Source organism: Amphritea balenae (assembly GCF_003858655.1).
GTDB classification, from domain to species: Bacteria; Pseudomonadota; Gammaproteobacteria; order Pseudomonadales; family Balneatricaceae; genus Amphritea; species Amphritea balenae.
Map to the genome: position 1 here is coordinate 48,212 of NZ_RQXV01000016.1, position 13,506 is coordinate 61,717.

General features: G+C 47.9%; 15 protein-coding genes and 1 tRNA gene. 1 reads left to right on the plus strand and 15 read right to left on the minus strand.

Going from position 1 to position 13,506, the window contains the following annotated elements:
* Positions 1 to 93 precede the first annotated feature (93 nt).
* Positions 94 to 1,884 carry an acyl-CoA dehydrogenase gene (locus EHS89_RS20065; protein WP_124927959.1) on the minus strand — a complete coding sequence of 597 codons (1,791 nt, stop codon included), beginning with the start codon at positions 1,882 to 1,884 and terminating at the stop codon, positions 94 to 96.
* Between the two features lie 282 nt (positions 1,885 to 2,166).
* On the opposite strand from EHS89_RS20065, the gene EHS89_RS20070 reads away from it, so the two are divergent.
* Positions 2,167 to 2,598 carry a MaoC family dehydratase gene (locus EHS89_RS20070; RefSeq protein ID WP_124927960.1) on the plus strand — a complete coding sequence of 144 codons (432 nt, stop codon included), beginning with the start codon at positions 2,167 to 2,169 and terminating at the stop codon, positions 2,596 to 2,598.
* Between the two features lie 78 nt (positions 2,599 to 2,676).
* Here the strand turns inward: EHS89_RS20070 and nadA are convergent, their stop codons facing one another.
* The 14 genes from nadA to ruvC form a co-directional block, all read right to left on the minus strand.
* Positions 2,677 to 3,726 carry a quinolinate synthase NadA gene (gene nadA / locus EHS89_RS20075; RefSeq protein ID WP_124927961.1) on the minus strand — a complete coding sequence of 350 codons (1,050 nt, stop codon included), beginning with the start codon at positions 3,724 to 3,726 and terminating at the stop codon, positions 2,677 to 2,679.
* Positions 3,727 to 4,104: 378 nt separating this feature from the next.
* Positions 4,105 to 4,180, minus strand: a tRNA-Lys gene (locus EHS89_RS20080).
* Positions 4,181 to 4,234: 54 nt separating this feature from the next.
* A complete protein-coding gene (gene queC, locus EHS89_RS20085) occupies positions 4,235 to 4,918 on the minus strand; it encodes a 7-cyano-7-deazaguanine synthase QueC (protein ID WP_124927962.1) in 684 nt (227 codons plus the stop codon).
* Between the two features lie 31 nt (positions 4,919 to 4,949).
* Entirely contained in the window at positions 4,950 to 5,717 is a 768-nt protein-coding gene (gene ybgF / locus EHS89_RS20090; protein WP_124927963.1) for a tol-pal system protein YbgF, read from the minus strand.
* Between the two features lie 23 nt (positions 5,718 to 5,740).
* Complete coding sequence (gene pal, locus EHS89_RS20095) at positions 5,741 to 6,241, minus strand: peptidoglycan-associated lipoprotein Pal (RefSeq protein ID WP_124927964.1); 501 nt, start codon at positions 6,239 to 6,241, stop codon at positions 5,741 to 5,743.
* Between the two features lie 175 nt (positions 6,242 to 6,416).
* Complete coding sequence (gene tolB, locus EHS89_RS20100; protein WP_124927965.1) at positions 6,417 to 7,703, minus strand: Tol-Pal system beta propeller repeat protein TolB; 1,287 nt, start codon at positions 7,701 to 7,703, stop codon at positions 6,417 to 6,419.
* Positions 7,704 to 7,708: 5 nt separating this feature from the next.
* The gene (gene tolA, locus EHS89_RS20105) at positions 7,709 to 8,626 is read right to left on the minus strand and encodes a cell envelope integrity protein TolA (RefSeq protein WP_170167558.1); all 918 of its coding nucleotides are present in this window, start codon (positions 8,624 to 8,626) and stop codon (positions 7,709 to 7,711) included.
* A 6-nt stretch (positions 8,627 to 8,632) separates the two neighbouring features.
* Complete coding sequence (tolR, locus tag EHS89_RS20110) at positions 8,633 to 9,049, minus strand: protein TolR (RefSeq protein ID WP_124927967.1); 417 nt, start codon at positions 9,047 to 9,049, stop codon at positions 8,633 to 8,635.
* Between the two features lie 19 nt (positions 9,050 to 9,068).
* Positions 9,069 to 9,749: a protein TolQ gene (tolQ, locus tag EHS89_RS20115; protein ID WP_211340384.1), complete on the minus strand. Its 681-nt coding sequence runs from the start codon at positions 9,747 to 9,749 to the stop codon at positions 9,069 to 9,071.
* A 260-nt stretch (positions 9,750 to 10,009) separates the two neighbouring features.
* The gene (locus EHS89_RS20120; protein WP_124927968.1) at positions 10,010 to 10,408 is read right to left on the minus strand and encodes a TraR/DksA family transcriptional regulator; all 399 of its coding nucleotides are present in this window, start codon (positions 10,406 to 10,408) and stop codon (positions 10,010 to 10,012) included.
* Between the two features lie 106 nt (positions 10,409 to 10,514).
* The gene (ruvB, locus tag EHS89_RS20125; protein WP_124927969.1) at positions 10,515 to 11,528 is read right to left on the minus strand and encodes a Holliday junction branch migration DNA helicase RuvB; all 1,014 of its coding nucleotides are present in this window, start codon (positions 11,526 to 11,528) and stop codon (positions 10,515 to 10,517) included.
* 80 nt (positions 11,529 to 11,608) lie between these two features.
* Positions 11,609 to 12,238: a Holliday junction branch migration protein RuvA gene (ruvA, locus tag EHS89_RS20130; protein WP_124927970.1), complete on the minus strand. Its 630-nt coding sequence runs from the start codon at positions 12,236 to 12,238 to the stop codon at positions 11,609 to 11,611.
* On the minus strand, positions 12,235 to 12,906 hold the full coding sequence (locus EHS89_RS20135; RefSeq protein WP_229753538.1) for a trimeric intracellular cation channel family protein: 672 nt from the start codon (positions 12,904 to 12,906) through the stop codon (positions 12,235 to 12,237). Before EHS89_RS20135 ends, ruvA begins: the two co-directional genes overlap by 4 nt.
* 8 nt (positions 12,907 to 12,914) lie before the next feature.
* The gene (gene ruvC, locus EHS89_RS20140) at positions 12,915 to 13,430 is read right to left on the minus strand and encodes a crossover junction endodeoxyribonuclease RuvC (RefSeq protein ID WP_124927972.1); all 516 of its coding nucleotides are present in this window, start codon (positions 13,428 to 13,430) and stop codon (positions 12,915 to 12,917) included.
* Positions 13,431 to 13,506 lie beyond the last annotated feature (76 nt).

Genomic DNA, 13,506 nt, shown 5'->3' on the forward strand with positions numbered 1-13,506 from the left:
GTCTCCGCAGACAGATAAAACTGCAAGCGAATAAACCAAAAAACGGACACCCCGATAGGGGCATCCGCTTTCTTTCCGCTTATTTATCTTTATTTAACAAAAAGCCGCCTGTAATTGCTCATCACTAACACTAATAACCGGCTCAGCACCGTCTGAAACGGCTACTGCATATCCCAAATAGCGCGGCAAGATCTGGCTAATATAGAAGCGCGCTGTCATCTGTTTCGATGTCAGGAACAGTTGATCAGCACCTTCGGCTTCAAGCTCAGTTTCAGCCTGCAGCGCCTGACGAAGTAGCTGCCATGCGCCCACAACCGTGCCGGCCAACATCAGGAAGTTATAAGCAACCGTTGCCGCAAATTGCGGGTTATCGCCGCTGGCAAGCAACTGATCACGGCTCTGCTCAAGAGCAACCACAGCGTCCTGCAAACGCCCACCCTCAACCGCAAAGGCGCTGCCGGATGTCGCCGAGATCGTCTGTCTCATCTCTTCAATCAGGGCATTAAGTGCTTCACCCGAATCAAACATAGTTTTACGACCCACCAGATCCAACGCCTGGATTGAGTTCGTACCTTCATAAATTGGCAATATACGCGCATCGCGATAGAACTGCGCGGCACCTGTTTCTTCGATAAAGCCCATACCGCCATGAATCTGAACCCCTAACGAGGTTACCTCCATAGAGAACTCTGTACACCAGCCTTTGACGATTGGCGTCAACAGCGCAGCACGGGCGGACTGAAGCCTGGCTTGCTGCTTATCTTCCAGCCGATGAGCCCGGTCAAGGCTGGCACAAGCATCATAGGTAATAGCACGTCCGGCTTCTGTTAATGCCTTCATGGTGAGCAGCATGCGCCGTATATCCGCATGTCGAATAATCGGCCCGGCCTCAGCGTAACCAACGGCTTTGCCCTGAGTCCGCTCTCCGGCATATTCTAATGCATGCTGATAAGCCCTTTCAGAAATAGCCACTCCTTGCAGACCAACAGCCAGACGCGCGTTGTTCATCATCTTAAACATACAGGCAAGACCTTTACCCGGCTCACCTATCAGGTAACCAACTGCACCGCCATTATCGCCAAACGACATAACGCAGGTCGGGCTGGCATGGATACCCAGCTTATGTTCCAGCGATACCGCCGCACAGTCATTGCGCTCTCCCAGACTGCCATCGGCATTGACCAGGAATTTCGGCACCAGGAACAATGAAATACCGCGAACGCCCGGTTCGGCATCGGGTAAACGCGCCAGCACAAGGTGGACGATATTGTCAGCCATATCATGCTCGCCCCAGGTGATAAATATCTTCTGACCACTGACCAGATAATGATCTCCCTGCGGTACTGCTTTAGACCGAACTACTGACAGATCTGATCCTGCAGAAGGCTCAGTCAGATTCATAGTACCGGTCCACTCACCACTGATCATTCGGGGCAGATAGGTCTGCTTAAGTTCAGCACTAGCACTGGCATCAATCGCCTCAACAGCACCCTGAGATAATAAAGGACAAAGACCCCAGGACATATTGGCAGATTGCCACATCTCCATTACGGGTATTGATAGTGAATAAGGCAGCCCCTGCCCACCGAATTCGGGATCGAACTGCAAAGAGCCCCAGCCACCTTCCGAAAAGGCCTGATAAGCTTCCTTAAACCCTTCAGGTGTCGGCACATCTTTACCAACCAGCTTTACCCCGGTCTGATCACCCACAACATTAAGCGGTGACAACACTCCGTTTGCGACTTTACCCGCCTCCTCAAGAATAGCGGATACCATATCTTCAGAAGCGTCTTCGAAGCCTGGCAATTGCGACAATCCGGGCATATCAGCAATATGCTCAAGTACAAAATTCATATCTTTAACAGGGGCTTTATATTCTGCCATGATCACCTTCACTCTCTGTTTGGCCGGGCTCAAACACCCAACAAGGGCATTGCGTTAATTCAACCGACTATTCATACTTCGCACTGCAACAATTGATGCCTAACTCTTCACAACTCAGAAAAATGAGCACAAACAGAGTTAGCAGATGACAGGCTAGCGTCAGCTAATAAACTTGTATTAGGGTTTATACCTATACTAGCATAGAAAATCTAACAATTTAGGTCATCTAATTGCTACTTTCGGCCTAGCGATACGCAAAAACCCTGATGAGAGGAATGACAAATGGAAGAACTGCACGGCTACTACCTAGAAGACCTTGAAGTGGGCATGACCGCCTCTTACGCCAAGACTATCTCCGAGTCTGATGTGTACATGTTTGCTGGTATTTCAGGTGACAATAACCCTATCCATATTAACAGCGAGTACGCTGCAACAACGCCTTTTAAACAGCGTATCGTCCACGGTATGTTTTGTGCCGCTCTAATCTCTACAGTAGCCGGTACCCGCATGCCAGGTCCGGGTGCTATCTATATCGATCAGCAGATCAAGTTTAAAGCGCCGGTACATATTGGTGATACCGCTAAAGCGACGGGAACTATCGAAGAGATCGACGAACGCCGCGGCCGGGTTAAGATGCGCACTGATGTGCATGTTGGTGAAAAGCTGGTTGCCACGGGCTATGGCACTTACATGGTCAATAAACGTAACGGCTAAAACCTTAACGCTTAAGCAGATCAAATTAAGTTAAACACAAAAAAGCCTGCTCAATGCAGGCTTTTTAATTTACCGGATTCAGCCATTATTGGCTGAAAAATCCAACATTCGCTGTAAAGGCCTGCGTGCATCATCTAACAATGCATCATCAACCAGAATCTCATCAGCACCCTGCTCTAACGCAGTAAGTACATTTTCAAGACCATTCATCGCCATCCAGGGACAGTGAGCACAACTACGACAGGTAGCACCTGAACCACCCGTAGGCGCCTCGATAAACTCTTTATCCGGCGCAGCCTGACGCATTTTATAAAAAATCGCCCGGTCAGTCGCGACAATAAACTGCTTGTTAGGCATATCACGCGCAGCATTAATAATCTGAGTAGTGGAGCCAACCATATCCGCTAACTCTACTACCGGGTCAGGCGACTCAGGGTGCACCAGAATCGCTGCATCGGGATATACTTTTTTAAGATCCAGCAGCCCTTTCGCTTTAAACTCTTCATGCACGATGCAAGCGGCATCCCACATAAGCATCTCGATACCCGTTTGCTTCTGAACATATTCGCCCAAATGCTTATCCGGTGCCCAGATAATTTTCTTACCCTGGTCAGCAAGATGCTCTACCACCTTGAGCGCAATACCTGAAGTTACAACCCAGTCTGCACGGGCTTTAACAGCCGCTGATGTATTAGCATAGACAACTACTTCATGATCCGGGTGGGCATCACAAAACGCCGTAAACTCTTCATCAGGACAACCCAGATCAAGGGAACAGGTCGCCTCAAGAGTTGGCATCAGAACACGTTTTTCAGGATTCAGAATTTTTGCCGTTTCACCCATAAACTTAACCCCGGCAACAACCAGAGTTTTAGCCGGATGGTTATTACCAAAACGGGCCATTTCCAATGAATCAGAGACACAACCACCGGTCTCGTCTGCCAGTTCCTGCAACACTTCTTCAGTGTAGTAATGAGCTACAAGACAAGCATCTTTCTCTTTCAAAAGCTGCTTAATGCGCGATTTGTAATGATCCAGTTGTTGCTGATCCATTTCACCGGGCAGATGCTCTTTGGCAAAATGCTCCTGAATCAGGATACGGTCGGAAAGTTCTTCTTTGGTCTGCATGGGCAAAATTCTTAATTTGGTAAGACGTTAGTCGCAATTTTAAAACGCACACATATTATACCATTGATGCGTTTCAGGCTAACGCTCTGTCTTACTATTTATGTGCTATAAAAACAAAAAAGGAGCACGTTTAAGGTGCTCCTTTCTACAAAACATATTACAGCTGGCAGGTCTTATATGATTAGTATCTTTATGACCGCCGTACTCCAGCTTTATCTAACGTTGGCGGGTCGTATAGGATTACGTTACCCTCCAGGCCGCCGTCGCAAGCTTCGGCGCTGTCTCGCGGCATAGCCTCTCGGCTCGAACCTTAACGGTTCTCATCCTATTCCCTTATCTTTCAGCATATTAGGGCTATGCTGTAGATTTTGCTGAAGTTGGTGGGTCGTATAGGATTCGAACCTATGACCAATTGGTTAAAAGCCAACTGCTCTACCAACTGAGCTAACGACCCCAACGGGCTGGCATAATACGTAAGCCAGATAAAAAATCAAGGCTTAATTTAAGCCTAATCCCGATATAACGTCGGATCAGCAACACCCGCATCAGCAAAGCCTTTTGCCCGCAGACGACAACTGTCACATACCCGGCAAGCACGCCCTTCATCATCAGCCTGATAGCAGGATACCGTCAGGCCATAATCGACACCCAATTGAGTACCCGCCTGAATAATTTCAGCCTTAGTCAGATCAATCAAAGGAGTTTCTATCGTCAGACGTTCACCTTCAACACCGGTCTTGGTCGCTAGGTTTGCCATGGTCTCAAAAGCAGCAATATATTCAGGCCGACAATCCGGATAACCCGAGTAATCGACAGCATTAACACCGATAAAAACATGCTGTGCATGAAGCACTTCAGCCCAGGCCAGCGCCAACGACATAAAGACCGTATTTCGCGCCGGAACATAAGTAACAGGTATGCCTTCTTCTTCCGTTTCGGGCATTTCGATGCTGTCATCAGTCAACGCAGATCCGCCAAAATCTTCCAGATTAAGCCGCACAACCTTATGCTCTTTAACGTCTAACTGCGCAGCTATTTTACGCGCCGCATTTAATTCAGTCTGAGACAGCTGACCATAGTCAAAACTCAAAACATAACAATTAAAACCACGCTCTACAGCCATTGCCAGCGCAGTAGCTGAATCTAAGCCGCCAGATAACAACACTACCGCATTGTTTGAGGGAGTACTCATTCGAAAACCTTTCAGGAATTAATAATCAGATTTAACGCTTTAAATAATCCCGGGCCAGACCAGCCGCAGAACTATCAGGATATCGACTTACAGTATTCTTAAACATCTCATCAGCGTTAGCCTGATCACCCATCTGATGGTAGATCACACCTATCTTATAAGACGCATCAGAAGCCTTACGATGCTGAGGAAACTTGGTAAGCACATGCTCAAACGCGACTTTTGCCGGTTCCAGCTGCTGTTCTGCCAAGTTGACTTCGCCAACCCAGTAATAGGCATTCGCCAGGCGTGCGCTCTCAGGGTAAAGCTCAATAAATTTATCAAACGCCGCTAATGCCGCTGGAAAGTCTTTCTGTCGCACCAAAGCAAATGCCTGCTGGTACGCCTGACTATCGGTTGGCGTATTATCCGTTGCCGGAAGTGGCGTTGGAGGTGTGGCGACCTGATCAGAAGAAAGCCCGGACGGACTCAAAGCGGTGTTAGCGGGAGCTACACTGCCCTGTGATGCGATTCGTCGATCCAGGTCACGATAACGATCGCGCTGCTGCTGCTCCATTTTACGAATCTGGTGCTGCTGCTGCTCAACCATGCCTCGTAACGAACGAACTTCATCCTGAAGCTGCTGCAGTATCATCAACATTTCATTGCTGTTGTCGGCATAAGCGCCAGAGGACAGGTTTGACGTTGCTGAGGATCCTGAGTCTTCGATCTGCAATTCAATAACGGGGACGGGATCAGCCGCTACAGCACTAGCACTAATAAGTACCAGAGCTGCAGCTAAGCTACATGCTTTACGCATAGATACTAACAACCGGCCGGCAATTAGTATTTAAGTTCAACGCGACGATTCTGAGCCCAAGAACTAGCGTTATGGCCCATTACCGCAGGTTTTTCTTCACCAAAGCTAACCAGTTCAATCTGGCTGCTGGAAACACCGTTTACAGTCAGTACACGGGCAACAGCTTTAGCACGGCGCTCGCCCAGTGCGATGTTGTATTCACGAGTACCACGCTCATCAGCGTGACCTTCAAGAACAACAGATGCAGATGGGTTAGCAACCAGATACTTAGCGTGACCACGCAGAGCAACCACTGCTTCAGCTTTCAGTTGAGACTTATCAAAGTCAAAGTAGAAAACGTTAGCCAGGTTTTTAACGTCTGACATAGAAGTGCCGGACATAGTGGAACCAGAAGCTCCCTGAGTTGTAGCAGCGGAATCAGCGCCCATGCTACCAGAATCTGAAGTATTTGTTGTACTACAACCTGCAGCCCAAACCACGGTTAGAGCCAGAGCAGCAGCCTTGCCAATATTCATAGCACGCATTGATCACTCCTAATAATTACTAATAATGTGCAAATAGAACCTTAATCCTGCCTAAAGTAAAGCTTGCAGGGCATGAATGCAATAGCTCCAGAGCATTAAACAGCATTTCTAACTATTTGATTTAACTTTAGACCTTAAACAGTCGCACTCTAAAAACACTACTGTCTGCAATCACTTACTGAAACGGCGACCAGGCCGGTTCACGCACATCACCACTGCTTGATGGTAAGCGGAATTTAACCCGCCCATCTAACGACACTGCAGCCAACACTCCCCTGATACCTTCCTGAGTTGCGTACATAATAATACTGCCATTAGGCGCGATGGTTGGCGACTCATCCATAAAGGTTTCAGTTAACAACTCCATACGACCCGTTTTAAGATCCTGCACAGCGATATGAAATGAACCATTGGACTGATTCACCATCGCCAGGAAGCGACCGTCCTGGGTCAGACGACCACGGGCATTATATGAGCCTTCAAAAGTCAGCCGGGTTATATCCCGGGAAGGTAGATAGATAGAGTAGATTTGTGGCTGTCCGCCGCGATCCGAGGTAAAGATCAGTGACTGCCCATCCGGCGACCACGATGGCTCGGTATCGATACCAAAATGGTGGGTTACACGATTCAGTCGACGCTGAATCAGATCAAGAATATAGACTTCCGGATTGCCATCTTTAGACAGCACTAAGGCAAGTTTATTGCCATCGGGAGACCAGGCAGGTGCGCCATTAATACCCCGGAAAGACTGAACCTTTTCTCGCTTACCGGTCGCCAGATACTGAACGTAAACCGATGGACGCCCGGTTTCAAACGAGACATAAGCCAGCTTAGAACCGTCGCGGGACCAGGCCGGAGACATAATAGGCTCTTTCGATTCAAGAATCGTACGTGGGTTATGGCCATCAGAATCCGCTAGCATCAATCGATAACGATAAACCGAAGGCCTGGGCTGCTCTGCTGTCACATACACAATCTTAGTTGAGAACGCACCACGAACACCGGTCAGCGCTTCAAACACCTTATCACTTATATAGTGGCCAACGGCACGCAGGCTGGTTCGGCTAGCATTAACAACCTCACCCAACACCCGCTCCTCTTTAAGGATGTCATAGAGTTCAAACGCGACCGACAACTGATTATCAGCAGCTTCGGTTATTCGCCCTATCACAATGTAATCACTACCACTGATACGCCAGTCGCGAAAATAAAGAGAGTTACGGTCGGATGGGAAACTGAGCATATTATCCCGCGGCATCATTTTAAACATACCGCTGGTATAAAGATCATCGCTAACCACCTGAGCCACATCTTCAGGCAGAGTTTGAGCACCCTCCCAGGCAAATGGTACTACCGCCACAGGCGTTGGTTCATCAACGCCCTGAGTTATCTCAATGGTGAGGTCAGCCCTGACCAGCAAACTGAAACAAAACAATACCAAAAACACCAAGCTACGCTGCATCATAATCACCTGCGAAGATCTGTTGGAATAAACTCCAGATTAAACTTCCTGTAATACCGGTCAAATAGTACCGACTCCATCTTTTGCAGCTCGGAAAACCGCCCTACACGTTTAACTGCCCGAATAGCACTTTCATCAAAATGTCCGTTACCGCTACTCGTAACAATATAGACATTATCCACCTCACCGGTGGGCAAAAGATGTAGCGCTAACAAAACCTTCATACCATTTCTGGCACTGGGAGGCCGACGCCAGTTTCGCTCGATCTCATTCGCTATATAGTCGCGATAACCCGCTACGCTCTGCTGATCGGCTTCTGCCTGCAGCTCCTGCTCCTCAGCGGCTAACTGGGCGTCCAGCTCAGCATCACGGCGCGCCTGTTCCTTTCGTTCCTGCTCTTTCCTATCCTTTTCAGCCTGCAGCCTGGCTGCTTCTTTCTTTTCAGCTTCAGCTTTCTTTAGAGCTTCTTGCTTCTTTTGAGCTGCCGCTTTCTTCTGAGCTTCAGCCTTTTTACGCGCCTCCGCTTTCTTTTTTGCTTCAGCTTTTATACGCGCATCTTCTTTCTTTTTAGCTGCAGCTTTTTTACTGGCTTCAGCTTTCTTTCTGGCATCTTCTTTCTTACGCGCTTCAGCTTTCTTTCTGGCATCCTCTTTCTTTTTAGCATCAGCTTTCTTGCGCGCTTCAGCTTTCTTTTGCGCTTCTTGCTTACGCGCATCCTCTTTCTTACGCGCCTCAGCCTGCTTTTTCTGCTGCTGAGCCTTCAACTGGGTTTTAATATCAACAATCTGGGCTTTTACATGGCGCGGCGTTAATTGTCGCTGATCTTCAGCATAGCCAAACCAGCTGTAGAAAAGCGCACTGAATATCACCGAATGTAGAATCAGCGCTAACAGAGTGGGTAACAGATAACTTCGAAAATTCACTATTACTTACTCTGTTACCAGACCGACGCTATCTGCGCCGGCACGCTGCAATAGCGTCATTAACTGAACAACACTTTCGTAGTCCACCCCTTTATCACCACGCACTAACAGTAACTTCTTGGGGTTATTGTTGAGGATTTTACTGATCCGGGTTTCAATCTCATCGGCGCTGACCGGCGCCAGAGGGTCCCCGCCAACATCGATATAAAACTGCCCTTCTTTATCAACAGTCACAATAACAGGTTCATTATCCTGCGTATCAACAGGGTCTGACGAGGCCTGAGGCAGGTCGACATCCACCCCCTGAGTCAGCATGGGCGCGGTAATCATAAAGATAACCAACAGCACCATCATGACATCGATATAAGGGACAACATTGATCTCTGCGTTTAACTTCCGACGCTTCTTCGCTCTGCGTATCATAATATCAGTCCGTCAGAAATCAGCTGGACGTATGCACCCGGCGGTGCAGTACACTGGAGAACTCATCAGCAAAGGTTTCATAACTATTCATCAGCGTTTCTGTTTTAGCAGAAAAACGGTTATAGGCAATCACAGCAGGAATCGCAGCAAACAAGCCTATAGCCGTTGCAATAAGTGCTTCAGAGATACCTGGAGCAACCGATGCCAGCGTCGCCTGATGCACATTAGCAAGACCACGAAATGAGTTCATAATACCCCAGACAGTACCAAACAAGCCGATATAAGGACTGGTAGAACCGACCGTCGCAAGAAATGGCAGATGCATTTCGAGCTTCTCTTCCTCACGGGCCAGTGCAACCCGCATGCTCCGCTGAGCCCCATCCATAATCGCATCAGGATCTGTTCCTGATTGCTGGCTCAGACGGCTAAATTCTTTTAAACCAGAACGGAAAATATTTTCAGCACCACAGTCACCATCCGGATCACTGTTTACTTCGCGAAACAGCTGACTCAAATCGACACCTGACCAGAAACGATCTTCAAAGCCACGTAGTTTTTGCTGAGCCTGACGTAGAATAAAATGACGTTGAAAAATCATAACCCAGGAGATCATGGACGCCAGTAACAGTATCAGCATAACCAGCTGTACAACAAAACTGGCATTAACAACCAGACTCCAGATCGACATTTTATCCGGCACTTTATTAACCCCTTACTTATAAGCTCAAATCAGGTACTGATAGTAGCGATATCAGCGTTTAAAATCTGCATATTTTTACTTCGATCACTGCTTTTTATCTGACAAGTTTAAAAACACCAACCGGCTACACACAAGCTGGATGCTTTGAGGCTATAGGTGTGAATTAGTTCACTCAATTCAGCGCTGAAATAAATACAAACTGCCAGACAAAACAAAAAAAACCGTCAATGAATGACGGTTTTATTTAAAAGCAGAAACTCTTAAAAAGAGGCCGCCTGCCCATGTCGGGCAAATTCCTCCCGGGTCTGACAGCTGACACATAACACTGCAACGGGATTAGCCATCAAACGGTTCAACTCAATTTCATCGTCGCAGCTATCACACCAGCCGTAATCACCACTCTCAATTCGCTGCAGCGCGTGCTGACATTCCCGCACTTCTTCTGCTAACCGATTGATGTGAGAAAGATGACTGAACTGCTGACCAACCGTCACAGCCTCTTCACCCCGATCATGCACTTCACTGCAATCAACCAGACTCAACTCTATCTTCTGGTCACCCTGCTCAGCTTCTAAATCTTTTAACAACTGCTGCTGAAGAGTTTCAAGTTCACGCTTCAGGCCCTGCAACTGGGTTTTTGAAAGATAACCAGCTTTCATCACTTGTCCCTCTGAAATTATCTTTTGGTTTATCAATAAACCAAAACTAAACCATAAATTTCAAAAGCGTGATGATCTGAGTCAGTTACTAACAGTAGTTAAATAACTATTGATCCCGGTCAGGTAAATTAAGGCCAAAGTGGCGATATGCATTATCTGTGACTACACGCCCGCGCGGAGTTCGCATCATAAAACCCTGCTGAATAAGATAAGGCTCCAGCACATCTTCAATAGTATCCCGCTCTTCACTGATCGCAGCAGCCAGACTATCAACACCCACCGGCCCGCCGCCAAACTTTTCAATCATCGCCAACAGTAAACGACGATCCATATGATCAAAACCATGCTCATCAACATTCAGCATATTGAGTGCCAGATCAGCCATTGCCTGGGTAATATGCCCATCCCCTTTTACCTCGGCATAATCACGGGAACGACGCAGCAAGCGGTTAGCAATTCGTGGCGTACCCCGGGATCGACGGGCAACCTCAATCGCGCCTTCATGCTGAATCTCACTACCTGATAATCTGGCAGAACGTTCAACAATAGAGGTCAGGTCATCAATATTATAAAACTCCAGACGCTGCACAATGCCAAAGCGGTCGCGTAAAGGTGACGTCAGTAAGCCGGCTCGCGTAGTCGCGCCAACCAAGGTAAAAGGCGGCAACTCAAGCTTAATAGAACGCGCAGCAGGCCCCTCACCTATCATGATATCCAACTGATAATCTTCCATTGCCGGATACAGTACTTCTTCAACCGTCGCGCTGAGACGATGAATCTCATCGATAAACAACACATCACCTGGCTCTAGATTAGTTAGCAAAGCGGCCAGATCGCCGGCTTTCTCTAACACCGGACCAGAGGTCGTCTTAATATCACTACCCATTTCGTTAGCAATTATATTAGCCAGCGTTGTTTTCCCAAGTCCTGGGGGGCCAAATATCAACGTATGATCGAGCGCCTCTTCACGCTTCTTCGCCGCGCCAATAAAGATCTCCATCTGCTCGCATACCACAGGCTGTCCAACATAATCCTGCAACGTCTTAGGACGTATGGCACGATCATGAACCTCTTCCTGCGGCGTACTGACAGGCGCTACAAAGCGATCAGCTTCTATCATCGGTAACCCTTCTCATTTTTCTTAACACTTAACTCTCGAGTTCTTTAGCTCAAAATTGATCCGCCGCATCAAACAGAAGCTCAGCCCTGCACCATACTTTTAAGTGCCGCCCTGATCAGTTCCTCACTGGCAGCGCCCATACCCAAGGCTTTTTCCGCCTGACTAATAGCCTTAGTTGCCTGCACAGGCTTATAACCCAGTGCAACCAGTGCGCTTTCGGCTTCAGCCCTATTATCAGCCCCTGAAACCAGCGGAGCAGAGCCCAGGTCATCGGTTAATGTAAACTCATCCGCATCACTGATCTGAAAATCTTTCAACTTATCTTTCATCTCAATAATAAGCCGTTCAGCAGTTTTTTTACCTACCCCAGGCAGCCTGACCAGCGCAGCGGTATCCTGATGATTAACGCTCTGCACAAACTCATTCACACTGATACCAGACAATATAGTCAGCGCAAGTTTAGGGCCAACACCATTCACTTTGATCAGCGTTCGAAACAATGATCGCTCTGAGCGCTCATAAAAGCCATACAACAACTGCGCATCTTCACGCACAACCATATGCGTATGTAGCGTCACAGTAGCACCGGTCTTCGGCAAACGGTAAAAGGTATTCATAGAAGCATCCACTTCATAACCCACCCCATTAACATCTAATACTAACTGCGGCGGATGCTTTTCTAACAGCTCACCCTTTAATCGTCCGATCACTGTTTTTTACTCTCCGTATTAACCACATCACGGGGCTCCAGTTTATGCCCCTTCATAACAAATTCCGGCAACTCAAGCCCGGTATACATTGAAGCCAGGCGTACCACTAATGCGACGGTAATGGATATCATCATCAACATGCTGTCTTCAATCAGGCCACTCATTGCCACATAGACAATGGCGCCTAACATCGCACAAGTCGCGTACAGCTCACCGTTGCGCTGTAAAATAAGCGGGATCTGACGGGTTAGAATATCCCGAATCATGCCTCCAGCACAGCCGGTTATCATCGCCATCATGACGGCAATAACCGGTGGCATATTGAGCGCAATCGCTTTTTGGGCACCCAGCACCGCAAATAACGACATACCCAGCGCATCAAGAAGTAACATCAGTCGTCTCGGATAGGTCAGATAGCGACACAGAATAAATGCCGATACCGCTGAAACAATGGCGGTCCATAAGTAGGTAGTATCAGCAATCCAGATAACCGGATGTACATCCATGGTTATATCGCGAATAGTTCCACCACCCAATGCCGTTACTATTCCCAGCACCACCACACCCAGAATATCCAGTTTTTTACCTTGCGCAGCCAGCGCCCCGGTAATCGCAAAGACAGCAACACCCGCCACATCAAACAGATAAATCAGCTGCTCTGTGGACATCAACTCATTCAACGTAGACGGCCTCCACGGCTTTTTTTAGCACCCGCCATCATAATCAGACTGCTGCGAGTGTGCGCATGACAAAGCGCTATCGCCAGAGCATCTGCGGCATCTTCCTGCGGCAAGCCCGGCAATTTCAGAATTGAACTCACCATATGCTGGACCTGAGACTTATCCGCCCCGCCGTTTCCAACCACCGCCTGCTTTACCTTACGCGCCGCATATTCAGACACAGGAAGCCCTTGATTAACACTAGCAACAATAGCCACGCCACGAGCCTGCCCCAACTTCAACGCAGAATCAGCATTACGCGACATAAAAACCTGCTCAATCGCCATCTCCTGAGGACAATAAAGTTCAATTACTTCAGTTACACCTGCATACACCTGCTGCAAACGCTCTGGCAATTCATCGCCCTTTATACGGATACAGCCACTGGCAACATACTCATTTTTACTGCCAACCGTATTAATAATGCCGTAGCCGGTAATGCGTGAACCGGGGTCTATACCTAAAATTAGCATTGCTCTGTCAGGGCCTGATAAAGTACTGTTTATTTATACAGACAACCATACCTGAGTAGCTCCCATAAAAAAAGCC